This window comes from Frigoribacterium sp. PhB24 (assembly GCF_003755185.1).
Taxonomy (GTDB): Bacteria; Actinomycetota; Actinomycetes; order Actinomycetales; family Microbacteriaceae; genus Frigoribacterium.
This window is the reverse complement of sequence record NZ_RKIC01000013.1, coordinates 50,036-72,960: the sequence shown is the minus strand read 5'-3', so window position 1 is coordinate 72,960 and position 22,925 is coordinate 50,036. Positions and strand designations below refer to the sequence as shown.

General features: G+C 72.1%; 23 protein-coding genes. 8 read left to right on the top strand and 15 right to left on the bottom strand.

The features are described from left to right. Positions 1-10: 10 nt before the first annotated feature. The 4 genes from EDF50_RS12015 to EDF50_RS12000 form a co-directional block, all read right to left on the bottom strand. Positions 11-1,459 carry a PTS ascorbate transporter subunit IIC gene (locus EDF50_RS12015; RefSeq protein ID WP_370453996.1) on the bottom strand — a complete coding sequence of 483 codons (1,449 nt, stop codon included), beginning with the start codon at positions 1,457-1,459 and terminating at the stop codon, positions 11-13. An 8-nt stretch (positions 1,460-1,467) separates the two neighbouring features. After that, positions 1,468-1,770: a PTS sugar transporter subunit IIB gene (locus tag EDF50_RS12010; protein ID WP_056044337.1), complete on the bottom strand. Its 303-nt coding sequence runs from the start codon at positions 1,768-1,770 to the stop codon at positions 1,468-1,470. Next, entirely contained in the window at positions 1,767-2,222 is a 456-nt protein-coding gene (locus EDF50_RS12005; protein WP_158612709.1) for a PTS sugar transporter subunit IIA, read from the bottom strand. Before EDF50_RS12005 ends, EDF50_RS12010 begins: the two co-directional genes overlap by 4 nt. 109 nt (positions 2,223-2,331) lie before the next feature. Next, positions 2,332-3,063 (bottom strand): GntR family transcriptional regulator, encoded by a 732-nt coding sequence (locus EDF50_RS12000; RefSeq protein WP_123519785.1) that lies wholly within the window; start codon positions 3,061-3,063, stop codon positions 2,332-2,334. A 221-nt stretch (positions 3,064-3,284) separates the two neighbouring features. On the opposite strand from EDF50_RS12000, the gene EDF50_RS11995 reads away from it, so the two are divergent. Further along, complete coding sequence (locus EDF50_RS11995) at positions 3,285-5,408, top strand: transketolase (protein WP_123519784.1); 2,124 nt, start codon at positions 3,285-3,287, stop codon at positions 5,406-5,408. Between the two features lie 121 nt (positions 5,409-5,529). Here the strand turns inward: EDF50_RS11995 and EDF50_RS11990 are convergent, their stop codons facing one another. Continuing rightward, complete coding sequence (locus tag EDF50_RS11990) at positions 5,530-6,678, bottom strand: BMP family protein (RefSeq protein WP_123519783.1); 1,149 nt, start codon at positions 6,676-6,678, stop codon at positions 5,530-5,532. 320 nt (positions 6,679-6,998) lie between these two features. On the opposite strand from EDF50_RS11990, the gene EDF50_RS11985 reads away from it, so the two are divergent. Continuing rightward, on the top strand, positions 6,999-7,490 hold the full coding sequence (locus EDF50_RS11985) for a hypothetical protein (RefSeq protein ID WP_123519782.1): 492 nt from the start codon (positions 6,999-7,001) through the stop codon (positions 7,488-7,490). A gap of 41 nt (positions 7,491-7,531) precedes the next feature. Here EDF50_RS11985 and EDF50_RS11980 read toward each other — a convergent pair whose 3' ends face one another. Next, a complete protein-coding gene (locus EDF50_RS11980; protein ID WP_123519781.1) occupies positions 7,532-7,948 on the bottom strand; it encodes a hypothetical protein in 417 nt (138 codons plus the stop codon). Positions 7,949-8,092: 144 nt separating this feature from the next. On the opposite strand from EDF50_RS11980, the gene EDF50_RS11975 reads away from it, so the two are divergent. Next, positions 8,093-8,743 (top strand): DnaJ family domain-containing protein, encoded by a 651-nt coding sequence (locus EDF50_RS11975; protein ID WP_123519780.1) that lies wholly within the window; start codon positions 8,093-8,095, stop codon positions 8,741-8,743. A 105-nt stretch (positions 8,744-8,848) separates the two neighbouring features. Continuing rightward, the gene (locus EDF50_RS11970; RefSeq protein WP_123519779.1) at positions 8,849-10,018 is read left to right on the top strand and encodes a C40 family peptidase; all 1,170 of its coding nucleotides are present in this window, start codon (positions 8,849-8,851) and stop codon (positions 10,016-10,018) included. Positions 10,019-10,058: 40 nt separating this feature from the next. Here the strand turns inward: EDF50_RS11970 and EDF50_RS11965 are convergent, their stop codons facing one another. After that, positions 10,059-11,687, bottom strand: a complete 1,629-nt coding sequence (locus EDF50_RS11965) for a SulP family inorganic anion transporter (protein ID WP_158612708.1) — start codon at positions 11,685-11,687, stop codon at positions 10,059-10,061. 101 nt (positions 11,688-11,788) lie between these two features. Here EDF50_RS11965 and EDF50_RS11960 point away from each other — a divergent pair, with 101 nt between their 5' ends. Next, positions 11,789-12,187: a MerR family transcriptional regulator gene (locus tag EDF50_RS11960; RefSeq protein WP_123519777.1), complete on the top strand. Its 399-nt coding sequence runs from the start codon at positions 11,789-11,791 to the stop codon at positions 12,185-12,187. Positions 12,188-12,197: 10 nt separating this feature from the next. Here EDF50_RS11960 and EDF50_RS11955 read toward each other — a convergent pair whose 3' ends face one another. Next, a complete protein-coding gene (locus EDF50_RS11955) occupies positions 12,198-13,274 on the bottom strand; it encodes a glycoside hydrolase family 6 protein (protein ID WP_123519776.1) in 1,077 nt (358 codons plus the stop codon). Positions 13,275-13,598: 324 nt separating this feature from the next. On the opposite strand from EDF50_RS11955, the gene EDF50_RS11950 reads away from it, so the two are divergent. Next, positions 13,599-14,897: a M23 family metallopeptidase gene (locus EDF50_RS11950; protein WP_123519775.1), complete on the top strand. Its 1,299-nt coding sequence runs from the start codon at positions 13,599-13,601 to the stop codon at positions 14,895-14,897. Positions 14,898-14,907: 10 nt separating this feature from the next. Here the strand turns inward: EDF50_RS11950 and EDF50_RS11945 are convergent, their stop codons facing one another. From EDF50_RS11945 to EDF50_RS11935, 3 genes are all read right to left on the bottom strand, one after another. Beyond that, positions 14,908-15,168 carry a Txe/YoeB family addiction module toxin gene (locus tag EDF50_RS11945; RefSeq protein ID WP_123519774.1) on the bottom strand — a complete coding sequence of 87 codons (261 nt, stop codon included), beginning with the start codon at positions 15,166-15,168 and terminating at the stop codon, positions 14,908-14,910. Then, positions 15,165-15,416: a type II toxin-antitoxin system Phd/YefM family antitoxin gene (locus tag EDF50_RS11940; protein ID WP_071255891.1), complete on the bottom strand. Its 252-nt coding sequence runs from the start codon at positions 15,414-15,416 to the stop codon at positions 15,165-15,167. Before EDF50_RS11940 ends, EDF50_RS11945 begins: the two co-directional genes overlap by 4 nt. Before the next feature lie 89 nt (positions 15,417-15,505). Further along, positions 15,506-16,405 (bottom strand): LysR family transcriptional regulator, encoded by a 900-nt coding sequence (locus EDF50_RS11935; protein ID WP_123519773.1) that lies wholly within the window; start codon positions 16,403-16,405, stop codon positions 15,506-15,508. Between the two features lie 71 nt (positions 16,406-16,476). Between EDF50_RS11935 and EDF50_RS11930 the strand changes: the two genes are divergently transcribed. Then, the gene (locus EDF50_RS11930) at positions 16,477-17,448 is read left to right on the top strand and encodes an EamA family transporter (protein WP_123519772.1); all 972 of its coding nucleotides are present in this window, start codon (positions 16,477-16,479) and stop codon (positions 17,446-17,448) included. A 189-nt stretch (positions 17,449-17,637) separates the two neighbouring features. After that, positions 17,638-18,315, top strand: coding sequence for a ScbR family autoregulator-binding transcription factor (locus EDF50_RS11925; protein WP_123519771.1), 678 nt, complete (start codon positions 17,638-17,640; stop codon positions 18,313-18,315). 48 nt (positions 18,316-18,363) lie between these two features. On the opposite strand, the gene EDF50_RS11920 is transcribed toward EDF50_RS11925, so the two are convergent. From EDF50_RS11920 to EDF50_RS11905, 4 genes are all read right to left on the bottom strand, one after another. Continuing rightward, positions 18,364-19,314 carry a hypothetical protein gene (locus tag EDF50_RS11920; RefSeq protein WP_123519770.1) on the bottom strand — a complete coding sequence of 317 codons (951 nt, stop codon included), beginning with the start codon at positions 19,312-19,314 and terminating at the stop codon, positions 18,364-18,366. After that, positions 19,311-20,048, bottom strand: a complete 738-nt coding sequence (locus EDF50_RS11915; protein WP_233570615.1) for a response regulator transcription factor — start codon at positions 20,046-20,048, stop codon at positions 19,311-19,313. Before EDF50_RS11915 ends, EDF50_RS11920 begins: the two co-directional genes overlap by 4 nt. After that, entirely contained in the window at positions 20,045-21,304 is a 1,260-nt protein-coding gene (locus EDF50_RS11910) for a sensor histidine kinase (protein WP_123519769.1), read from the bottom strand. Before EDF50_RS11910 ends, EDF50_RS11915 begins: the two co-directional genes overlap by 4 nt. Before the next feature lie 210 nt (positions 21,305-21,514). Then, the gene (locus EDF50_RS11905) at positions 21,515-22,774 is read right to left on the bottom strand and encodes a S8 family serine peptidase (protein WP_123519768.1); all 1,260 of its coding nucleotides are present in this window, start codon (positions 22,772-22,774) and stop codon (positions 21,515-21,517) included. Between the last annotated feature and the right edge of the window lie 151 nt (positions 22,775-22,925).

The window sequence follows — 22,925 nt, the reverse complement described above, 5'->3', positions numbered from 1 at the left end:
GGTCGCCGACCTAGCGGGCCGAGGCGGTCTCGCCGACGCGAGTCGTACCGGCGTCGGTGGCGGAGCCGTCCGACCCGTCGCCACCGTCGCGACCGTCGCGGCCACCGTTCCGGCGGGCCCGCGCCCGCACGAACAGGCTCGACGCGTAGACCAGCACGAGCGATGCGAGGATCGCGACGATCACGGCGATCTGACTGCCGGCCAGGCTGATCTGGCCGAACAGGATGCCGACCACGCCGTAGTCCGAGTCGGAGAAGGTCGAGTTCGACAGCCCGATGTCGCCGAGCACCGGCAGCAGGAACAGCGGCAGGAACGTGATCGCGAGACCGTTGGCGAAGGCGCCGAGCACGGCTCCGCGTCGACCACCCGCGGCGTTGCCGATGACGCCCGAGGCGGCTCCGGTCATGAAGTGCGCGACGACGCCCGGGATCACGATGGCGGTGCCGGCGAAGATCATCACCGACATGCCGACGATGCCACCGACGAAGCTCGCGAGGAACCCGATCAGCACGGCGTTCGGGGCGAAGGTGAAGGTGATCGGCACGTCGAGCGCGGGGATCGCGTTCTTGACGAGGCGCTCGCTGATGCCCTTGAACGCGGGCACGATCTCGGCCAGCACGACACGCACGCCGGCGAGGATCACGAAGACACCCGCCGAGAAGGTCGCGGCCTGCATGACGACGTAGACGATGTAGTTCTGGCCGCCGCTCAGTTCGGTCTCGACGAACGAGGCCCCGGCGAACAGCGCGACGATCACGTAGATCACGGCCATCGAGAGCGCCACGATCACCGTGGTGTCACGCAGGAAGCCGAGGCCCTTGGGGAACGTGATGTCCTCCGTCGACTTCGACGGCGTGCCCTTGCCGCGGGTCAGCGTGGCGACCAGGCCGCTCAAGGCCACACCGGCACCGCCGGTGTGGCCGAGGGCGACGTCGTTCGAGCCGGTGACCTTCCGCATGAAGGGCTGCACGATCGCCGGCGACAGCGTGGTGACGAGGCCCTGCAGCAGCGCGCCCCAGAGCACGACGCCCCACACCGGGAACCCGGCGACGCCGAGGATCACGGCGATCATCGCGGCCATGTAGAAGGCGACGTGACCCGAGAGGTAGATGTACTTGAAGTGCGTCGTCGCGGCCAGCAGCACGTTGACGATGAACCCGAAGAAGAAGATCAGCGCGGCGGCCGACCCGTAGTCGAGCAGGACCTGGCCGACGATCGCCTCGTTGTTCGGCACCACGCCTTGCACGTTGAACGCCTGCTGGAACATGGCGCCGAACGGGTCGAGCGAGGCGACGACGACGCCCGCGCCGGCGGCCAGCACCAGGAACCCGACGAGCGTGCGTACGGTGCCCTTCAGCACGTCGCTGAACGCCTTGCGCTGCAGCAGCAGGCCGACGAGCGAGATCAGCGCGACGATGATCGCGGGCTGGCGGAAGACGTCCAGCAGGACGGAGAGCACGCCCTCCATCAGTTGGCCCCGGCGTCGGGCACGGTCACGCCCTTGCGCACGGCGGTCTCGCGCACCTTGGTGCGAAGCTCGGCCAGGTCGATGATGCTGTCGAGCACCACGACGTCGCCGAGGCCTCCGACCGAGTCGGCCAGGTCGGCGCCGACGAAGATGACGTCGGCGGCACCAGGGCCCACCGAGCCGAGATCGGCGTGGTCGACGTCGACCCCGGTGATGCCCTGCTCTTTGAGGACCTTCTCGATGTTCATGTGGACCATGAAGCTCGAGCCGAGGCCCGAGCTGCAGACGGCGAGGAATTTCATGCGTTCTGTCCGATCTTGGTGAGGACCGCCAGGGTGTCGGCGGGGGTGGAGGAGGCGAGCAGCTCGGCGCGGAGCGTCTCGTCGGAGAGCAGGGTGGCGAGGGCCATCATCGTGTCGAGGTGGCTCTGCGGGTCGGTCGCGGCGAGGCAGAAGAAGAGGTCGATCGGGTGGGCGGGCTCGTCGTTCAGCAGGACGGTCTCGCCGACGCGGAGGCTCGACAACCCGGTGCGCTCGACGCCGTTCTCGGGCCGGCTGTGCGCGAGCGCGATGCCGAAGCCGAGGTCGATGTAGGTGCCGCCCGCCGCGATCGAGTCGGTCATGGCCGCGACGTAGTGGACGCTGATCGCGCCGTCGTCGAGCAGGGGCTGCGCCACGCGCTCGACGGCGTCGCGCCAACCGTCGACGCGGTCGGCGAAGAGGATGGTCTCGGGGGTGAGGAGGTCGGTCAGCACTGGAGTTCCTGGTGGGGTCGGTGACGTCGGCGTCGGGACGGGCGTCGGTGGTGGATGTCGGTGGGGGATTGAGGAGGCGCGGCCCGGCAGCCGGGGAGCGCCCGGTCGGTCACCCGTGCAGGCCGAAGAAGATCTCGCTGTTCTGCGGGGTGAAGTGGCTGGTGCCGTACGCGACGGCGCGCTCGTCGCCGTCGTAGACGGTCGACGCGATCTTGAGCAGCGTCGTGCCGAGCGGCACGTCGAGCTCGTCGGCGTGGAGGGTGCTGGCCCCGTCGAGCGACACGAGTAGGTCCTGTCGGGCGAGCGTGACGCCGTGCTCGCGGTCGAGGTGCCCGTAGAGCGAGCCGTCGGTGAAGTCGACGGTCGACGTCTCGGGGAACAGCGCGTACGGCAGCCAGGTCACGACGAGGTGGTGCAACGAGCCGTTGACGAAGCGCAGGCGGGTCAGCTCGACGACCTCGTCGGCCGAATTGATGTCGAGGTGGCTCGCCACGGTCTCGCCGGCCCGGACGACCTTCTGATCGAGCACGCGGGTGCTGACCGCGAAGCCCTCGCCGGTCTGCTGCGCATGGAAGCCCTTGACCTCGTCGGCGAACCGCTCGCGGTAGTGCAGGCGGTACTGCGGCTCGGTGACGAAGGTGCCCCGACCGTGCTCGCGCACCAGGTGGCCGTCGGCGATCAGGCCGTCGACCGCGTGCCGCAGCGTGATCCGGCTGACGCCGTACTCGTCGCAGAGCACGGGCTCGGCGGGCAACTGTGAGCCGGACTCGAGCTTCTGGATGCGGGACAGCAGGTGCTCGCGCACGGCCACGTACTTGCTCGTGCCGCTCGTGGTGCTCATCTGGTGCCTCCGCGCCGTTGCTGAAGATGGTGTCGCGGGCCGTGGCCTGCTCGGACCCGAGACGTCAGGTCGTCAAGTCGTCATGATGACTTCGACGAGCGTACGTGCCGCGTGGCTCGCGTGCAACTCGAAAGTCGTCTTGATTCATCATGACGTCATGATGCCTTCGGTTACGGTCGTCGGAGTCCGCGCCCGCCCCACCCCGAACCGGAGCCCCACACGTGACCCACGCTTTCGACCAGACCCCTCTCGACCACGCCGCCGTCACCACCGCCCGCCTGCTCGCCCTGGACGCCGTCGAGCGTGCGGGCTCGGGTCACCCGGGGACGGCGGCCGCGCTGGCTCCCGTCGCGCACCTCCTCTTCCAGAAGCACCTGCGGCACGACCCGCAGGCACCCGACTGGCCCGGCCGCGACCGTTTCGTGCTCAGCTGCGGGCACGCGAGCGTCCTGCTCTACACGCAGCTCTTCCTCACCGGCTACGACGTGTCGCTGGACGACCTCAAGGCGTTCCGCTCGTTCGGCTCGCGCACGCCCGGCCACCCCGAACTCGGCCACACCCCGGGTGTCGAGACCACGACCGGGCCGCTCGGCCAGGGTTTCGCCACGGCCGTCGGCATGGCGATGGCCATCGCGCACGAGCGAGCCGTCAACGACCCCGACGCCGCACCCGGCGAGTCCGTCTTCGACCGACGCGTGTTCGTGCTCGCCTCGGACGGCGACCTGCAGGAGGGGCTCTCGTACGAGGCCGGCGCGCTCGCCGGACGCCACCGCCTCGGCGGCCTCACGGTGATCTACGACGACAACGACATCCAGATCGAGGGCGACACGAGCCTCACCTCGAGCGAGAACGTCGGTGCCCGCTTCGCCGCGCAGGGCTGGCGGGTGGACCACGTCGGCCTCGCCTCGGACGGCGACGTCGACGTCGACGCCCTCGACGAGGTGCTCTCGGCCGCCGACCGCCGCGGTGACCGTCCGCACCTCGTCGTGCTCAAGTCGCAGATCGCCTGGCCCGCCCCGAACGCCCGCAACACCTCGGCGTCGCACGGCGCCCCGCTCGGGGCCGACGAGGTCGCGGCCACCCGCGTCGAGCTCGGCGTCGACTCCGACCCCTTCACGGTGGACGACACCGTGCTCGCTCACACCCGGACGGCCCTCGAGCGCGGTCGGGCCGCCCGCGAGGCCTGGCAGGTCGCCGCCGACGCCTGGGAGCTCGCCCACCCCGTGGCCGCCGCCGAACTGCGGCGCTCGCGGTCGCGCACCCTGCCCGCGGACCTCGGGTCGCGCCTCCCCGTCTTCTCGCCCGGCGACACGCTCGCCACCCGCGACGCGTCCGGACAGGTCATCCAGGCGTTCGCCGAGGCGCTGCCCGAGCTGTGGGGCGGCTCGGCCGACCTCGCCGAGCCCAACCGGACGGCGATCGCAGGAGGCGCGTCGTTCCTCCCCGACGAGGGTCCCGGCACCGGCCGCGCCGGTCGCAACGTCCACTGGGGCGTGCGCGAGGGGGCGATGGCCTCGGCCATGAACGGCATCGCGCTGATCGAGGGCTCACGGTTCTTCGCCGGCACGTTCCTGGTGTTCAGCGACTACCAGCGCCCGGCGATCCGCCTGGCGGCGCTCATGCAGCTGCCGGTCACCTACCTCTGGTCGCACGACTCGGTGGCCCTCGGCGCCGACGGGCCCACCCACCAGCCGATCGAGCATCTGGCGAGCCTCCGCGCGATGCCCGGGTTCTCGGTGGTGCGCCCCGCCGACGGCGCCGAGACGGCCGCGGCCTGGCTCGCGATCCTCGAGAAGGACGGCCCGGCCGGTCTCGTGCTGGCCCGCCAGCCCCTGCCGGTCGCGCCGACGCCGGCCGACGTGGTGCGCGCGGGTGTGCGTCGCGGGGCCTACGTCGTGCAGGACGCGTCGGCCTCGGCCGGTGGCTCGGCCGGTGGCCCGGCCGGTGGCGCGGCTGGTGACCCGGCTGAGGGCGGCACGCCCGACGTGGTCGTCGTCGCCACGGGCAGCGAGGTCGCCCTCGTGCTCGAGGCCGTCGCGCAGATCGACGATCTCGCCGTGCGCGTCGTGTCGATGCCGTGCCGCGAGTGGTTCGACGCCGAGCCCGTCGAGTACCGCGAGCAGGTGCTGCCCCGCGCCGTGTCGGCCCGGGTCGTCGTCGAGGCCGCCGCCAGCTTCGGCTGGGAGGGCGTCGCCGGCCCCGGCGGCGTGATCGTCGGCATCGACGAGTTCGGCCTGTCGGCCCCCGCGGCCGATGCGTTGCGCGAGCGCGGCATGACGACGGAACGCGTCGTCGCCGCGGTGCGCGCCGCTGCCGCCCGGGCTGCGACCTCCGTCGCTTCCTGACCCGCGCCTCCTCGTCCTGGCCAGCGAGTGGGCAGAAGGTGCTGCTCGGCTCTCGCCGACGAGCCTCTTCTGCCCACTCGGCGGAGCGGTCGGGCCGCGGCCGGCCCTGGGCCGGCCCGGCCTACGGCTGGCTGGGCGAGGTGACCGTCACGGCTCCGCTCACGATCTGACCGCGCAGGGCGTCGAGCTCGGCGGACAGCTCGGGGCTGACCGACGACGCGAGGTCGTGGAACGGCGCGAGGTCGACCCCGCCGTTGTCGAGCGTGCCGACGTAGGGGTCGTTGCTGAACGAGTCGTCCGTCGACGACACGGCGATCTGCTGGACGGCCTTCTCGGTGTCCTTGATGACGCTGGTCAACATGATCGGTCGGTACTCGGCGGGGAGCGTGTCGTAGCCGTCGTTGTCGACCCAGATCACGTCGACGCCGCCCGTGGCGAGCGCGGCCGACGCCGCCCCCTCGCCGACCTGACCGGCGACCGGCATGATGACGTCCGCACCCTGGTCGATCAGCGCCTGCGCCAGCTGCTTGCCCTTGTTGACGTCCTCGAAGTCGCCGGTGAACGAGCCGTCCTGCGCCTCCTTCGACCAACCGAGCAGCTGCACGCTCGTGCCGTGCGCGGCGTTGTAGGCGTCGACGCCGTCGGCGAAGCCGTCCATGAACAGGGTGACCGGGGGCTGGTTCCCGCCGCCGAAGGTCGCGACCTTGCCCGTCGTGCTGACGCCCGCCGCGAGGTAGCCGGCCAGGTACGAGGCCTGGGCCGTGTCGAACAGGATCGGCTTGACGTTCGGGGCCTCGACGGTCTCGTCGACGATGGCGAAGTCGATGTCGGGGTGGGCTTTCGCCTGCTCCTCGGTGGCGGGGGCGAGCTCGTAGCCGACCGTCAGCACGAAGCCGCAGCCCGAGTCGACGGCCTGGGCGACGTTCGGGGCCAGGTCGTTCTCGGTCGTCGACACGAGCACGCGGGCCTGGATGCCGTCGTCCTTCTCGGCCTTCTGCAGCCCGGCCCAGCTCGACTGGTTGAACGAGCGGTCGTCGAGTCCGCCGGAGTTCGTCACCATGCGGGCGCAGTTCTCGGACCCCGCGGCGGTGCTGCCGCCACCCTCGGCGGGAGCGCTGGCACAGCCCGCGAGCAGGGCGAGACCGGCGAGGCCGCCGGCGACCCCGAGGAGGCGCGGGTGACGGCGGCGGGACGACTCACGGTCCCCGGCGCGGGCGGCTGCCGGGCTGGTGCCGGTGGGACGTGCGGGTGCGGCAGGACGGACGGGCATGAGGCGGGACCTCCGGGACGTGTGTGCTGTGGACTGCCGGCGGCGCGGGCCGGGCGGATGGACACAGTCAACTGCCTGCGGGCCGCCGTGCCAAGCGTGTGACGGGGGCGGGCTCCGTCGGCGGCCCGCGCCGCGCCTCCTGCCCTCGCCGCCCGCCCGGCCCGCGCCGCGCCTCCTGCGCTCCTCGCCAGGAGATGGACACAGCGCCAGGACTAGTCGTGGCGTCGTGACCACTTCCTGGCGCCCTGCGAGGAGATGGCCGGCGGGCCGACGGGCGGCCGGGTGCGACGGCGTCCAGGCGGGCGGGGCACACTGTCGGCATGTACCGAGGCCTGCCGACCATCTCGTTGCCCGAACCCGAGCGTCCGCCGTTCGTCGACCGGCTGCGACGGGCGCTCGACCTGGCCGCCGCGGAGGAGAGCGGGCGCCTGCGGGTCGTCCACTCCTGGGTCGGCGACGAGGTGCCGGGAGGCGCGATCCGTCGTGCCGGCTGGCAGTCACGCGTGCTGACGATCACGGGCCCGAGGCGGGCGCCGATCGACGTGTGGTTCGACGCCGACGACGGTGACGTCAGCGTGATCGGAGACGTGTCCGCGCCCGACTGGTCCCTGCACGACGCCGAGGCCGAGTCGGCCTGCCTCGCGGCGTCCGGTCAGCTGCTGCACGACCTGGCCGCCGGTCGTCTGCCCCGTGGTCGCCGCTCGGACTTCGTCCGGTCGAGCACCGTGCTCGCCCTGCTGGGCGCCGGGGCCGTGGTCGGTGCGGTCGTCGTCGACGTGCTGCGCGCCCGGGGACGGGGACGCTCGGTCTGACGGCCCGCGCCTCCTCGGGAGGTCGCAGGGTGCCGGTACGCCTAGCGGGCGTGCCGCTCGAAGAAGGCCGTCGACGACGGCAGCAGCATCAGCAGGCAGGCGATCAACGCGCTGATCACCGAGGCCCACACGAGCACGCCACCGCCGCTCGCCCCGCTCACACCGCCCAGCACCTGCAGGATGGTCAGCACGAGCAGCACGGTGCGTGCCCAGCGCCGCCCGTCGCGCATCGACCGGACGACCGCCAGCTGCACCAGGGCGACCACGATCGCGAACACCCCGCCGGCGATGTCGGCCCCCCGCGGGTCCGCCAGGGCCCCGCCGGACGTCGACACCCGGGCCGGCCCGCCGAACAGCATCAGCACGACGGCGCCGACGACGCCCAGGGCGACGACGACGATCCACAGGGCGTACGCCGTCGAGATCGTGCCGGGGGCGGGTGGGGCGGCGTCACGCATCAGGCCTCCTCGATCGACGGGCGGGACACCAGGCTAGGCCCGGCCGCCGTCGGTGGTGCGGCGTAACCTCGACGCCACGAACCGGCACACGGTGACGACAGGGCACCGCCCGCCGTCCGACGACGAGCGCAGGAGGCGCGGCACATGGACCGAGAACCCGAACGACGACCGCAGGGTCGCGACCACCGCGTCGACGCGGCCCGCTACCGGGTCGACGGCGACGTGCCGAATGGTGACGCGCCCCGCGACACGCGCACGGCCGCCGAGATGCGGGCCTGGGCGCGCACCGCCATCGACCTCGCGATCGCGCGGGGCGAGTTCGACGACCTGCCGCTGGCCGGCAAACCCCTGCCCGGCCCGGGAGGGGGCACGGTCGATCCCGACTGGTGGCTCCGCGGCCTGATCGAGCGCGAAGGGCTCACGGGGCTCGCGCCTCCGGCCCTGTCATTGCGGGCCGAGAGCACGGGGCTGCACGCCGAGCTCGACCGGTTGCGGTCCGAGGCCGCCGTCCGATCGCACCTCGACGACTTCAACGCCCGCATCGTCGAGGCGAGGCGCCAGCTCTCGGGCGGTCCGCCGGTCGTGACGCCCACGCGCGACGTCGACGCCGAGGTGTTGCTCTGGCACGAGAGGCGTCAGGCGCGGCGGTCCGCCGAGGCCGCCACCGTTCCGCCCCGTCCGCCGACGTGGCGTGAACGGCGGGCGTTGCGGCGCGAGCTCACGCGCCGTCGTGCGGTGTCGGGCCCGTCGGCACCGGGTGATCACGGGTCACCCGACGAGCGATCACCCGCATGATTTCGTGATCGATTCGTGACCTTTTTCCGACGACAACTACACCTCGAGGATGATGCGCGCTAGGGTCGAGTGTTCGCACCACCCCCAGACGAGAGGACCGCACGCGTGACGAAGCCCGCCTCCCCGACCTCTTCGGATCAGGGTGGCGCGACGGCTGGTCACACCGACGGTTCCGGTCAACAGCCCGCCGGTCAGGCGACAGAAGGCCAGAACGGTCCTCGTCCGCTCGGTGAGCGCTCGGCCCGCCTCGCCCTCGAACGACGCGAACGCCGTGCCCGCCGGGACGTCCTGCCGACCTCGCACCGCCAGTCCTTCGTCGAGTGCCCCGCCCTCGTCGGTGCCGCCGAGGCTGCGGTCGCCCCGCGCGTCCGGCCGCGTCGCTCCGACGCTCCGGCCCGGACCAGCCCGTTGCTCGGCCTCGAGGAGTCCGCCGCGACCGAGGCCGCTCGTCCTGCGGTCGCCGCCCGCGCCTCCTCGGCCGCCGCTCGACCGGCCGCCGACCGACCCTCGCGTCGCGCTCGCCGGGCCTCGACCCTGGCCGCGCGTCCCGCCTCGCAGGCCCATGCCGGTGCCGCCGGGCGCGCCGGTGCAGCGCGCAGCGTCGGCACCGCCGTGAAGAAGCTCTCCATCGTCACGGCGATCGTCGGGTTCGCCGCCAGCGGCGTGCTGCCCCTGCTCGCGACCACGGGCGACGAGGCCCAGGCCGTCGCGGCGGGGGCGTCGGCGCGGTCGTCGCTCGGCTCGCAGACCCTCTCGGTCGACACGGCCTCGCTGTCCGACGAGTCCGACGAGACCGCTCGCGACACCTACTCCGCCACGTCGATGGTCGACGTCGTGACGCAGAACCTGCAGAACCGCAAGGCCGCGGCGAACACGACCTACGAGGGGCCGACCACGGCCGACTACCTCGCGAACCCGCTCTACCCCGAGCTCGACCGCGACCAGGTGCTCGCGGTGGCGCTGCAGTACATCGGCACGCCGTACGTGCACGGCGGCGAGGACCCCTCGAAGTTCGACTGCTCGGGGCTGATCACCTTCGTCTACGCGCAGTTCGGCATCAAGCTCACCCACTACGTGCCCACGCAGAACACCGAGGGTCGCACGATCCCCGAGTCCGAAGCGGTACCGGGCGACCTCGTCGTCTTCGACAACCTGGCCCACGACGGCATCTACGCCGGCAACGGCATGATCCTCGACGCCCCCAAGCCCGGCGGCTTCGTCGACGTCCGTCCCATCTGGAACCAGGCGCACCACTTCGTCCGCATCGACGGCTGAGCCGAGCGCTCGCGTCCCGGCGCGTCGCCGGAGCGGCCCGCTACCCGAGGCGACCGGTGAGGCGTCCGTGGAACGCCTCGCTGCGGTCGTCCAGCCCGACGAACGTCGCCGTCACGCCGTGTGCCCGGAACTTCTCGTCGACCGAGTCGAGGGCCGCGACGCTCGACGCGTCCCAGACCTGGGCGCGTGAGAGGTCGACGACGACCGTGGCCGGGTCGTCACCGTAGGAGAAGTGCTCGACGAGGTCGTTGCTGCTGCCGAAGAACAACGGGCCGACGACGTCGTACCGCACCGTCTCTGGGGCCGTGGCCGCCTCGACGACCGCACCCGCGCCTCCTGCGTCCGATGCGCCGGAGTCGGCGCCGGGGCCCGCGCAGGCCTCGTCGCCGGCGCTCGTGCCGGGCGTCACGTGCCGTTCGACCGTGATGACGTGCGCCACCCGTCGGGCGAAGAGCACCATCGCGAGCAGCACACCGACCGCGACGCCGAGGGCGAGGTTGTTCGTCGCCACCACCACGGCCACCGTGACCACCATGACGAGTGTCTCGGGCACCGGCATGCGCCGCAGGGTCGACGGCTTGAGCGAGTGCCAGTCGACGGTCGTGATCGCGACGATCATCATGACCGCCGCCAGCGCCACCATCGGGATCGCCGACATCACCGCGCTCAGCCCGGTGACCAGCAACAGCAGGAAGAGCCCGGCGGCGATCGTCGACACCCGCGTGCGGGCCCGTCCGATCTTCACGTTGACCACCGTCTGCCCGATCATGGCGCAGCCGGCGATGCCGCCGTAGAAGCCGGCCGCGATGTTCGCGACGCCGAGCGCCCAGGACTCCCTGCCCTTGTGCGACGGGGTCTCAGTGAGGTCGTCGACGAGCTTGGCGGTCAGCAGGGTCTCCATCAGACCGACGAAGGCGACGCTCAGGGCTGTCGGCCAGATGATCTGCAGCGTCTCGAGCGTGAAGGGGGCGAGCCACGGCGTCAGGCCGGGCAGGCCGCCGCCCATCGGGCCCTCGTCGCCGACGGTGTGAACGTCGAGGCGGGCGGCCACGGCGATGACCGTGACGACGACGATGGCGACCAGCGGTGCCGGCACGGCCTTCGTCACCTTCGGAAGCAGCACCACGATCGCGATGGTGAGGGCGAACAGCGGGTAGACGACCCACGGCTGATCGATGATGTGCGGCACCTGCGCCACGAAGATCAGCACGCCGAGCGCGTTGACGAAGCCGATCATGACCGAGCGGGGGATGAACCGCATCAGCCGGGCGAGACCGGCGAGGCCGAAGGCGAGCTGCACGAGCCCCGCCAGCACCACGGTCGGCAGGACGTACTCGGTGCCGTGCTCGCGCACCAGCGGCGCGATCACGAGCGCGACCGAGCCGGCCGCGGCCGTGACCATCGCCGGGCGCCCGCCGAGCACCGACATGACGAGCGCCAGCACGATCGACGCGACCAGGCTGACCATCGGGTCGACGCCGGCGATCACCGAGAACGAGATGACCTCGGGCACGAGCGCGAGCGTCGTGACGACGCCGGCCAGGGCCTCGCGGGTCAGGAGGCGCGGGTCGCGCAACACGGACAGCACCGTGTCGGCAGGGCGGTCGGGGCGGACCGACCGCGCGGCGGGTTCAGGGCGCGCGCGGTCGGAGTCGGGGGCAGTGGTCACGGGGGACTCCTGGGGGTGTGCGGAAGAATGGGGGAGCCGGCGACACTGCCGTACGATGCAACCCTACCCTTACGTGAGGGTAGAGATGGAACGAGACCCCCATGCCCGACGAGACCGCCACGATGCAGATCGGCGAGCTCGCCGAACGCACCGAGATGTCGCTGCGCACGATCCGCCACTACGACGAGGTCGGCCTACTGACGCCGTCGGGCCGCAGCGAGGGCGGGTTCCGGCTCTACACGCACGACGACTACCTGCGACTCATGGTGATCCGGCGGATGAAACCGCTGGGGTTCAGCCTCGACGAGATGGCCGAGCTGCTGCGGGTCGTCGATGCGCTCGACGGCGGGGAGGGCGAGGAGGGCGACGGGCGCGCTCAGGCGACCCGCGCCTCCTTGGCGGCGTTCGTCGACGAGACCGTCGAGCGTCGCGCCAAGCTCGAGCGCCAGCTCGCGATGGCCGACGAGTTCCTCGAGCTGCTGCGAGCCCGCCTGCGCTGAGCGCCGCGACTCAGCGGCGGGCCCACTCGGGGCGGCGGTCGACGAGCATCTCGGCGTACGTCGGGTACCACTCGCCGGCCGGGGGGCCGTCGTTGCAGGTGCCGTCGCTGATGCCCGGCGTCTTGACCCAGAGCAGGGCGTCGAGGCGGCCGTCGTCCGACACCAGGCGAGGGTCCTGGCCGAGGCCGACGTCCTCGGGGTTGCACCAGGTGCCCTTCCAGCCGCGGCCGTTGCGCGACACGTCGATCACGTAGCGGCTGCCGCCCGTCATCGCGGCCACCTCCTCGGCGTAGGGCTGCTCGTCGCCCACGGGGTAGAAGCCGGCGACGTTCGTGAAGAAGCCACGCGCCTGGTCGACCCCGGCCGCCTCGAGCCGCTCGGCCATCACCCCGGGCGGCACCCAGTGCGAGTTGCCGCCGTCGAGGTAGGCGGGCACGCCCACCGCCGAGAAGTCCGCGACCGCCTGCTTCAACAGCGGGAGGCGCGTGTCGGCCAGCTGAGGACACCGGCTCAGCATGCCGAGCGAGTCCGGCTCGACGACGACGACGGCCCGGTGGCCGGCGAGGGTGGCCGCGATGGTCGCGTTCCATGCGGGATAGCGCTCGACCGACAGGCCGCCGGCCGAGTAGTTGCCGCAGTCCCGGTCGGGGATCGCGTACGTGACGAACACGGGCGTGGCGCCCTGCTCCTCGGCTGCCGCCAGATAGTCGGTGATGACCTCGACGAGCTGGGCGTCGTCGTAGCCGTCGCCGATCCACATCGCGACGGGACGCTCCGCGATCAGGGCCGCGGCGCGGGCGGCGTCCGTCTCGCCGTCGGCGCTCAGCGTCGCCTCGGCCCGCACCGCCAGCGAGTTCGGCTCGAGGGCGATGCCGCCGTGGAAGACGGCGCCGGTCGGAGCCGTGCGGATCGTCTCGGGGGTCACGCGGGTCGCCTGCGACGTCGGGGTCGGGGTCGGGTTGGGAGTGACGGACCCGTCGCTCGGTGTCGGACGGGGCGTGTCACCCGACGAGCACGCGGTCAGCAGGACGACGGTGGCCGCGACGAGCAGGCCGAGGGTGGTCCGGGCCGGTCGGGACGATGCCATCTGCGCCTCTCTCGGCGCAGTCGGGGATGCTGCCCCGACGGTGGTGGAAGGCACCAGTCGACCACGGATGCACCCCCGCGCACAGGGGCCGAAAGGGGGACAGGGCCGTACCTCGCGGGGCCGGGATCGACGCTGCGTCGACGTCTCGTCCCCAGGCCCTCGAGCCCCCCCGAGGAGGCGCGGTGCCGGGTGGCCGCGATGTTCCCGTCCCGGCCTGCCCCGGTAGGGTGGGTGGTCCGCGAGGCCCGAGCGCGGACGCCCTTGCACCGCGGCGCACCCCCGGCCTCACCGGACGGGTCGTGCGCACCAGACAGACAGAGAGCCATGCCCCACTCCGTCCGCCCCGTTCCCGCCTCGAGTCCACTCCACCGACCGACGTCGGCGTCGACCCTCGTCCTCGCGCTGGTGGTGGCGCTGCTCGCCGTGCTCGTCGTTCCCGATCGGGCGAGCGCCGCCGCCCCGACCTGGCAGGCCGTCCTCGCCGCGCGCGACGACGAGTCCGCCAAGAGAACGGCGCTGGCCGACCTGCAGGCGGCGCTCGACGCCGCCTCGGCCCGCGCCGAGGCCGCCCGCACCTCGGCCGACGATGCCGGACGCGTGCTGGGCGAGGCCCAGGCGGCCGTCGACGAGGCGACCGCGCGGCACGAGCAACTCGAGACGCGTCGAGCCGAGGCCCGTGCGACCGCTGACTCGTCGCGAGAGGTCGTCGGCCAGGCCGCTGCCCTGATGGCCCGCCCCGGCAGCGGGGGCATGGTGGGCGACCTCCTCGCGGCCGGCGACGGCGCCCAAGAGGTCCTCAAAGGCCTGAGTCTGTCGAGCAAGCTCGGTGAGAACATCGGCCGCCTCCGCGAGCGGGCCCAGGCCGCCGACAACCTCGCGACCTCGTCGGCCGACCAGGCCGCCGTGGCGCTCGCCGAACGCGACCGGCTCGCCGCCGACGCCCGGACCGCGCTCGACGAGGCGGCCGCGGCCGGTGTGACGGCCGAGGCCGACCTGGCGGCCGTCGACGACGAGAAGGCCACCCTCGTCGCCCAGGTCGCCCTGCTCGAGGACGACCGCATGACGCTCGAGCAGGGGTACGCCCAGGCGCAGGCGGCTGCCGCGGCCGCGGCCGCCGCCGCGGCGCGTCCCGCCCCGGCCGCCGGGGGCGGCACGGGCCCCGTGGCACCCGGTACGGGCGGCCCGGGCCCGGGCGTCACCGTTCCCGACCCGGGCACGGGGTGGGTCGCGGCCATCCGCTCATACAGCTCGTACCAGGCCTACGGCTACCGCATCCACCCGATCACGGGCGATCGTCGACTCCACGCCGGTGCCGACTTCGGGGCGGCCTGCGGCACGCCCATCTACTCGGTCTCGGCGGGCCGCGTCAGCTACGCCGGGCCGTCGAGCGGCTACGGCAACCTGATCGTCGTGGACCACGGCGGCGGCGTCAGCAGCGCGTACGCCCACATGGAGCGGAACGGCATCTACGTCTCGGTCGGCCAGCAGGTCCGGGCCGGCCAGAACATCGCCGGTGTCGGCACCTCGGGCGGCTCGACCGGCTGCCACCTCCACCTCGAGGTGCGCCAGGGCGGGGTCGCGACCGACCCCGTGGTCTTCCTGGCGTCCCAGGGCGTCCGCTGACGACGCCAGTTCAGCCCGAGTAGTGGTAGCGGCACTGCGCGATCAAGACGTCCGTCTCGGTGACCTTGTAGACGAGCCTGTGCTCGTCGGTGATGCGGCGAGACCAGAAGCCGTGGAATCCGTGTTTGAGGGCCTCGGGCTTCCCGATGCCCTCGTTCCCGTTGCGTTCGATGTCACGGATCAGAGTGTCGATGCGCTTCAGCACCTTTCGGTCCTGCGTCTGCCAGTACACGTAGTCGTCCCACGCGTCGTCGTCGAAGACGATCCTCATCCGTGCAGCTCGCGCTCGCTCCCGCCGCCGTCGCTCAAGCGCTCGATGGCCCCCAGGAGTCGCCGTGCGTTCGCCGGGCTGCGCAACAAGTAGGCCGCCTCCTTCAGCGACTCGTAGTCGTCGAGGGCGACGAGCACGACGGGGTCGTGGCCGGCACGGGTGATGACGACCTCTTCGCGATCGTCGGTGACCGAGTCGAGCGTCGCCGCGTAGTTCGCACGGGACTCGGAATAGGTGAGTGTCTTCATCATGCCTCCTGAGTACAGGAAATTGTACGTCCGTGAGGTCGGTGTCACAAGATGGCGCCGAGACTCCGCGCGCCCCACCCATCGGTTCGTCAGATCGACGCGGCTTCGGCCCGGATCTCGTCGACCACGGTGCGGACGGCCGGCCTGGCCGCGCGATCGGGTCGCACCAGGGCCTCGAGGTGCCGCCCGGCCCGGACGTTCTCGAGCGTCGCCAGGTGGAACCGGCCGGGCGCGCGCGATGCCGAGGTGTGGCGCGGGACGAGGGCGACCCCGTGGCCGGCGGCGACCAGGTTCTCGATCAGGGGCAGGTGCACGGTGCGGTGGACGACGTCGGGCGCGACTCCCGACTGCAGGGCCATCGACACCAGCACGCGGTCGATCGGGTAGCCCTCGGGCACGCCGATCCAGCGTTCGCCGATGACGTCGTCGATCGTCACGCGCGTGCGGTCGGCGAGCCGGTGGTCGAGCGGTAGGGCCACCTCGAGTGGCTCGCGCAGCAGGGACACGACGGTCGTCGACTCGCGCCCCGGCGGCAGCACGCCGTCCGACCGGTGGGCGAGCACCACGTCGAAGTCCGCCGTGAGGGGGGCGAAGTCGTCCTCCGAGACGTCGCGATCGGCGACGTCGAGTTCGATGCCCGGGTGCGAGCGCATGCGGTGCAGCAGGCCGGGCAGCAGCAGTTCGGCCGCCGAGGCGAACATCGACACGCGGACGACGCCCCCGGTGCCGCCCCGGACGGCTTCGAACGCCGCCTCGGCCTCGGCCACCGCCGTCGCGACGCCGACCGACGCCCGGGCCAACGCCTGACCGGCCTCGGTCAGCTCGACGCCACGGCCGACCCGCCGCACGAGTTCGACCCCGAGCTGACGCTGCAGGGTCTTCAGCTGCTGCGAGACGGCACTGGGCGAACGACGCGTCGCGTCGGCCACCGCGGTGACGCTGCCGCGGTCGGCGAGTTCGCGCAACAAGTCGAGGTGGGTGAGATCCATGAAGTCAGCCTACAAAGACGATGAGACGATCAGGTCTGGTCCTGAACGGTCACCCACGCCACGATGGTCCGGTGACCGTCCGCGACCGCCTCCTCGCCCTCGTCGTCGCCGTCTGCTGGGGCATCAACTTCCCCGTGACGGCGATCGCCCTCGAGCACTTCCCGCCGTTCCTGCTCGTGGCCCTGCGCTTCACGTTGCTGGCGGTGCCGACCGTGCTGCTGGTGCCGCGTCCTGCGATCCCGTGGCCGCGCCTCCTGCTCGTCGGGGCCACCCTCGGCATGCTGCAGTTCGCGTTCCTCTACCTCGGCATCGCGGCGGGCATGCCGTCGGGCCTCGCCTCGCTCGTGCTGCAGGCCTCGGCCCCGTTCACCGTCGTGATCGCCGGATTCTGGCTGCGCGAGCGCATCACGCGCCGGCAGGCGATCGGCATCGGCATCGCCGTCGTGGGGCTCGTCGTCATCGCGGGTCACCGGTCGCAGGTCGCCGCGCTGCTGCCCGTCGTGCTGACGCTCTGCGGCGCGCTCGGCTGGGCGATCGGCAACGTCGCCGTCCGGCGGGCGGCGCCGCCGAACCCGATGCACCTGACCTTGTGGATGTCGATCGTCGCGCCGGTGCCCATGCTCGCGCTGTCGTTCGTCGTCGAGGGCCCGGCGCGCATCGGTGAGAGCCTCGGCACGGTCGTCACGCTCGAGGCGCTGCCGTCGGCGCTCTGCCTGCTCTACCTCGTGCTGATCGCCTCGGTCGTCGGCTACGGCATCTGGACCCGCCTGCTCTCGGTCTACCCCTCGGCGACCGTCGCCCCGTTCTCGATGCTCGTGCCCGTCGTCGGCGTGCTGGCCTCGTGGCTGGCGTTCGGCGAGGTGCCCGACCTCGTCGAGCTCGTCGCCGGGGTCGCGGTGGTCGGCGGGGTGCTCTACGCCAGCCGCGTGCCCGGGGCCCGCGCCGTGGACGGCCACCCCGAGGAGGCGCGGGTCGCCCCGCCCGAGCCGCTGCCCGTCCCCGAGACCGGCACCGCGCCTCCCGGGCCGAGCGTCAGGCGCTGACCCGCGGTCCTCGCCGGGAAGCGGGCGGCGGGTGGACCGGTCGGTCGTACCCCGAAACGCTTGGCCACGCGTACCCCGGAGACTGCCGGAGGGCGCAGGTCGCCCCGGTAACGTGTGCAACGGCCGACGGGGGGCGACCGTGCGGTGCCTCGCAAGACGCCGTGCCGACCCGCAGGAGAAACCCACCCGATGCCCCAGCAGAAACGCGCCCAGGCGACCCGTGCCGCCATCATCCACGGGGCTGCCGCCGTCTTCGACGAGCACGGCTACAGCGAGGCCTCGCTCGACCTCGTGGCCGAGACCGCCAAGGTGACGAAGGGCGCGCTCTACTTCCACTTCCGCTCGAAGGCCGACCTCGCGAACGCCGTGATCGCCGAGCAGCACGCGCTCTCGCGGGCCTACGCCGACCAGGTGTCCGAGACGGCGGGCAGCGGCGCCGAGGCGCTCATGCTCTCGTGCGCGTCGCTCGCCACGCAGTTGACCACCGAGGTGCTCGTGACGGCCGGCATCCGTCTGACCACCCAGTCGCCGAGCCGCGACCTCAGGGTCGAGCACCCGTACCGGGACTGGCAGGCCCAGATCTCGGGCCTCGTCGACCGTGCCGTCGCCGACGGGGACTTCCGCGTCGACACCGACGTCGAGAGCGTCGCGCGGTTCGTCGTCGGGTCGTACGCCGGCGTGCACATCGTGTCGCAGGCCCTCACGGGGCGGGCCGACCTGTTCGACCGGCTGCGTGACATGTGGGCCTTCGTGCTGCCCACCGTGGTGGCCCCCGGGCGCGACGGCCTGGTCAGCTCGTTGCCCCCGCTGATCAGGCCGTCGGACGTTCCCCCGTCCCCCGACGTGTCCTCTGCGCTCCCAGGTTAGATACTGGCCGACCGGTTTTCCAGTCCCCTCATGTGGGGCCCGGCCCGGTCAGACCGTCGGTCGAGGTGGCGTGAGCTCGGCGAGCACGCGCCGGATCGTCGCGTTGTCGGCGGCCAGGGCCTCGGTGTCGATCTGTGCGAGCGACTCGCCGTCATCGTGCGGCACGGTGAGTTGCCGCTGCCATTCGGCGTCGTAGAGGGCGTCCCGGTAGCCGGAGGACTCGCGGCAGCGGGCGTCGGCCGTCGCGATCTCGAGCTCGTCGTCGGTCGGCGACGTGCTCGAGTCGAGCGTCTCGAACCGGTCGACCATCTCGAGGGTCGGCATGCCCGAGGGGTCGTCCGCGACGTCGCCGACCCGGGCGGCCTGCATGCAGGAGCGCCAATCGGCCCAGGTGGCGGTCACCGACGGGTCGTGACGTGCGCCCTCGAACGCCGCGTTGTTGAGGCGGACGAGCGACTGGGTGCGGTTGTAGTAGTCGTCCAGCGACGGCAAGGTCTTGCGGGCGCGCTGCACGCAGGTGGTCTGGAGGTCGGACTTCTCGTCGGTCCATGCCTGCATCGACCACTCCGACCAGGCCGCGGCCCCGGCGTCGATCACCGAGGCCGCGTGGTAGCCGCGGGTCTCGGCCGTCGTCAGGTCGAAGGCCCGCAGGCGGAGCGAGCCGTTCATCGACAGCTCACCCGCCCGGTCGGCGGCCTCGACGTCGCGCCACGGCATCGCGTACTCGTCGTAGCCCGCCTCGAGCATGCACGGCTGGGTGGCGAGGAGGAGGGCGTAGCTCGACGAGCTGTCGCCGACCGGCACGTACCGGTCGAGGGGCATCGTCCAGGCGTCCACGTCCTTCGCCGGCAGGTCGGGAAGGGCGTAGGCCGCGTTGGCGGGGATGCCGTACGCGACGACACCGGCGACGACCGCGACCACGGCCGCGAGCGTCACCCGCTTCGCCCGCCGCTGCCGGGTCGAGACGGCGTGGTGCGCCGAGCGCTGCTGGTCGTTCATCGGGTGCCCCCCTCGTCTGCGGGCGCGGAGCCCACCAGGTCGTTCTCGTAGGCGAAGACGACGATCTGCACCCGATTGCGCATGCCCAGCTTCTGCAACACCGCTCGCACGTGACTCTTCACCGTCGCCTCGCTCAGCCACGCGCTCTCGGCGATCTCGGCGTTGCTCAAGCCCCTCGCCACGAGCAGGAAGATCTCCCGCTCGCGGGGAGACAGCACGTCGAGCGGCTCGGTCCGCCGCTTCGGGGAGGGGGTCGCCACGGCGAACGCGTGGACGACGTCGAGTGCCGCCGCCGTGGTCGGCACGGGTTCGCCGGCCGCCGCCGCCCGGATCGTCGTCAACACCTCGTCGGGTGTGGCGTCCTTCGTCAGGAACGCGTAAGCCCCCGCCTTCAAGGCGCTGAAGACGGCCTCGTCACGCTGGATGGTGGTGAGGGCGACGACGCGGGGGGCCGAGTCGGGGTCGGCGCCGGCCGCCGCGACGATGCGCGTCGTCGCCTCGAGGCCGTTCATCACGGGCATGCGGAGGTCCATCAACACGACGTCCGGCCGCTCGCGCTCGACCAGGGCCAGGCCGGCGGCCCCGTCGACGGCCGTGCCCACGCAGACCAGGTCGGGCTGCGCCTCGATCAACATCTGCAGCCCCGAGGCGAACAGCGGCTGGTCGTCGACGACGATCACCTTCACCAGGGCAGGAGGCGCGGTGCGGGTCGTCGAGGTCGTGACGTCGGTCATGCGGGTTGCTCCGTCCAGGACTGCAGCACACGGATCGGCTCGGGTGCGGGCAGGAACGCGGTGACGACGAAGACGCCGTCGTCACCGAGTTCGGCCGTCAGCCAGCCACCGGCGAGCCGGGCTCGTTCGGTCATGCTCGCGATGCCGGTGCCCCGACCCGTGTCGCGGCGCGAGGCCACGAGCGGGTCGTCGCCGGACGACGTCACGAGCAGGGCGAGGCCGGGCCCGCGCCAGTCGAGCGCGACGTCGACCGTGCTCGACGAGCCCGAGTGCTTGAGCGCGTTCGTCAAGCTCTCTTGCACGATGCGGAAGACGGCGAGCTCGTGCGAGGGCAACAGTTCGGTGGTGTCGCCGAGGTGTCGCAAGGTCACCGTCATGCCCACGTCGCGCATCGTCGTCACCAACCGGTCGAGGTCGGCGACGGTCTCGCGGGGCGTCGTGTCGTCGGCGTCCTGCTGGATGCGCTCCACCAGATGCCGGACGTCGACCAGCGAGGTGCGGCCGACGTCGGCGATGGTGCGCAGCGCTTGGTCGACGACCTCGGGGCGGGTCGCGGACAGAGCCAGGGCACCCTGTGCCTGCGACACGACCACCGCGAGCGAGTGCGCGAGCGCGTCGTGCACGTCCCGCGAGATGCGGGCTCGGTCGTGGGCCAAGCGCAGCTCGAAGTCCGTCTCGTGGAAGCGCGTCTCGGTGAGCTCGAGCACCTGCCCGATGCGGCGCACGCGCAACACGCTCGAGAGGAAGATGCCGACGGCCCAGGCCGCGGCCGCGGCACCGAAGAGCGAGGCCGCCAGGGTGATCACGTCGGTGCGCGTGCCCTGCCCGCCGCCGACCCAGGACGACCAGACGTACGGGCGCGCGAGGGTGGGGACGGCCATGGCGATCGCGGCGAGCCCCGACGCGAGGCCGGCGGCCGCCAGGGCGACCAGGCGGACGGCGATCGACCGGGCGAACGCCGCGAAGAAGGCCACGAACGCGATCGCGAGGTACGTGGGCCACGTCGTCGACCCGGGCGGTTCGACCCACCCCACGAGCTGCAGGGCGGGCACGACGGTGAGAACGCCGACGGCCGTCCAGGGCATCCAGACGGAGAGGCCGATCGCGATGCCGAACAGGGCGAACAGGACGACGTTCTCGACGAGGTCGCCCCGACCGGCCTCGGCGATCGTCCACAGCAGCACGAAGACCGCCGCGGCGGCGGGAGCCGCGAGGCGCGGCACCCAGGTGCGCAGGTCGTCGGGGATGGTGTCCATGTCGACGACCGTAAGGCGTCGTCGGTGGGCCGCGCGCGCCTCCTGGGGGTTTTCATCCTTGAGGACGAACGCGCGCGGGCTGGGGACGAGCCGTCGAGCCCGCGGACGCGGCGACGGCGTGTCGAGCTCGGGGTCGGCCCTGATGACGTGATCGTGTCCCGCGGCGCTGCTCGCTGTCGGAGGACCGGTTCGACGGTCAGAGGGGGCGACCTAAGGAAGCCGGTTCAGGGTCGCGGGGATGTCGATCAGGCGTCCGCCACCGATGCGTGGCACGCGGTCGCCGACGAGGGGCGTGCCGGACCGGTGGAGAGCATCGACGATGGCGAACCGGTCGGCCGCGTTCTGGGGTGCTCCGGTCTTCTGCGCGAGGACGGCGATGGCACCTGCGATCTGAGGCGCGGCGAACGACGTGCCCCAGGTCGTGCTGGCTCCGCCGCCCGGGTAGAAGGTGAGCATGGTGTTCGCGTCGGCGGGCCACTTTCCATAGCCGACCGGGGCATACAGGGTACGAGCGCCGGTGTCGAGAACATTCGAATACGACGTCGGAAGACCCGGCTGAGCGATCTCCGTCGCCCCGGCCACGAGGGATGACCATCCACAGGTGTACGGCGTGGAGCCGCCCGTCAGTGCGTCGTTGCCCGCCGCGAAGATCGTCGAGACGCCTCTGCTCACCAGGCGGGAGGTCACGGCGTTGATCCTCGCGCCGACCGAGTCCGCCCGGCAGTTCGGGCCGGGGTTCCAGTTCTTGGGTGTGTCGTACATGCCCGAGTTCGAGATGTTGACCGCGACGATCGGATTCGCGCGAAGCTCGTCCGTGTCAGGCGACTCGACGAGTTTCTCGGTCTGCAGGAGAGCGTTCAGGATGTTGTCCGCCTCGAAGGCCGGCCCCGTCGTTCCGCTGCCGACCTTCATGGTGATCAGTTTCGCGCCGGGGGCTGCCCCGGAGTAAGGCTGGATCTCGCCACCGGCGTACCGCTGCGACGGATTGCCGGCGATGAGTCCGGCGGTCATCGTGCCGTGGAACCAATGGCAGAAGTTCAGACCGTCGCGGCACGCGGACGTGGTCCCGTCAGACGGAGCGGACGCCCCCCTGCCGCTTTGCAGGACGAACGGTTGCTCGGCCAATCCGTGTCCGGCGTACTGCGTCTGACGCGAGACCGTGGTCCCGCCGCTGCACAAGCTGCCGTGAGCGGTTCCGACCTGCCCGAAGCAGTATTCGGCTATCACCCGCGACGACAGGTTCGGGTCCGTCAGGTCGAACGCTCCGTCGATGTCGACGACGGTCGAACCCCGGCCGTCGTACGTGTGACCGTCGGCGTCGGTGTATCGCCCGTCGACCGTGCCGCCCAGGTTGTACGGCGCAGAGCGGACGGGAACGACTGACGCAGCGGCGTGTGCCGGAGGAGCGGCGATCGTGACACCGACCAACGTGGCGATTACCAGGACGGGAGCTACGCATCTCGCGAACATATTTCAAATATAACTCGGAACGGGATCACGCCTCAAGGCTGCGGATGCTCCCGGCCCCCTCGTGCTGAGGAGCGCCCCTCATGGCACCGCTGCCGCCCGTCGTGCCGCTCACGGTGTCGGTCGGCCGATGCGCCGTCGGGCGACAGCACGA

What these genes read in the sequence shown, in the direction of transcription:
- EDF50_RS12010 (WP_056044337.1), bottom strand. Translation starts at nt 1,770, where the DNA reads ATGAAATTCCTCGCCGTCTGCAGCTCGGGCCTCGGCTCGAGCTTCATG.
- EDF50_RS12000 (WP_123519785.1), bottom strand. Translation starts at nt 3,063, where the DNA reads ATGAGCACCACGAGCGGCACGAGCAAGTACGTGGCCGTGCGCGAGCAC.
- EDF50_RS11990 (WP_123519783.1), bottom strand. Translation starts at nt 6,678, where the DNA reads ATGCCCGTCCGTCCTGCCGCACCCGCACGTCCCACCGGCACCAGCCCG.
- EDF50_RS11985 (WP_123519782.1), top strand. Translation starts at nt 6,999, where the DNA reads ATGTACCGAGGCCTGCCGACCATCTCGTTGCCCGAACCCGAGCGTCCG.
- EDF50_RS11980 (WP_123519781.1), bottom strand. Translation starts at nt 7,948, where the DNA reads ATGCGTGACGCCGCCCCACCCGCCCCCGGCACGATCTCGACGGCGTAC.
- EDF50_RS11975 (WP_123519780.1), top strand. Translation starts at nt 8,093, where the DNA reads ATGGACCGAGAACCCGAACGACGACCGCAGGGTCGCGACCACCGCGTC.
- EDF50_RS11960 (WP_123519777.1), top strand. Translation starts at nt 11,789, where the DNA reads ATGCCCGACGAGACCGCCACGATGCAGATCGGCGAGCTCGCCGAACGC.
- EDF50_RS11955 (WP_123519776.1), bottom strand. Translation starts at nt 13,274, where the DNA reads ATGGCATCGTCCCGACCGGCCCGGACCACCCTCGGCCTGCTCGTCGCG.
- EDF50_RS11950 (WP_123519775.1), top strand. Translation starts at nt 13,599, where the DNA reads ATGCCCCACTCCGTCCGCCCCGTTCCCGCCTCGAGTCCACTCCACCGA.
- EDF50_RS11945 (WP_123519774.1), bottom strand. Translation starts at nt 15,168, where the DNA reads ATGAGGATCGTCTTCGACGACGACGCGTGGGACGACTACGTGTACTGG.
- EDF50_RS11940 (WP_071255891.1), bottom strand. Translation starts at nt 15,416, where the DNA reads ATGAAGACACTCACCTATTCCGAGTCCCGTGCGAACTACGCGGCGACG.
- EDF50_RS11935 (WP_123519773.1), bottom strand. Translation starts at nt 16,405, where the DNA reads ATGGATCTCACCCACCTCGACTTGTTGCGCGAACTCGCCGACCGCGGC.
- EDF50_RS11925 (WP_123519771.1), top strand. Translation starts at nt 17,638, where the DNA reads ATGCCCCAGCAGAAACGCGCCCAGGCGACCCGTGCCGCCATCATCCAC.
- EDF50_RS11920 (WP_123519770.1), bottom strand. Translation starts at nt 19,314, where the DNA reads ATGAACGACCAGCAGCGCTCGGCGCACCACGCCGTCTCGACCCGGCAG.
- EDF50_RS11915 (WP_233570615.1), bottom strand. Translation starts at nt 20,048, where the DNA reads ATGACCGACGTCACGACCTCGACGACCCGCACCGCGCCTCCTGCCCTG.
- EDF50_RS11910 (WP_123519769.1), bottom strand. Translation starts at nt 21,304, where the DNA reads ATGGACACCATCCCCGACGACCTGCGCACCTGGGTGCCGCGCCTCGCG.
- EDF50_RS11905 (WP_123519768.1), bottom strand. Translation starts at nt 22,774, where the DNA reads ATGTTCGCGAGATGCGTAGCTCCCGTCCTGGTAATCGCCACGTTGGTC.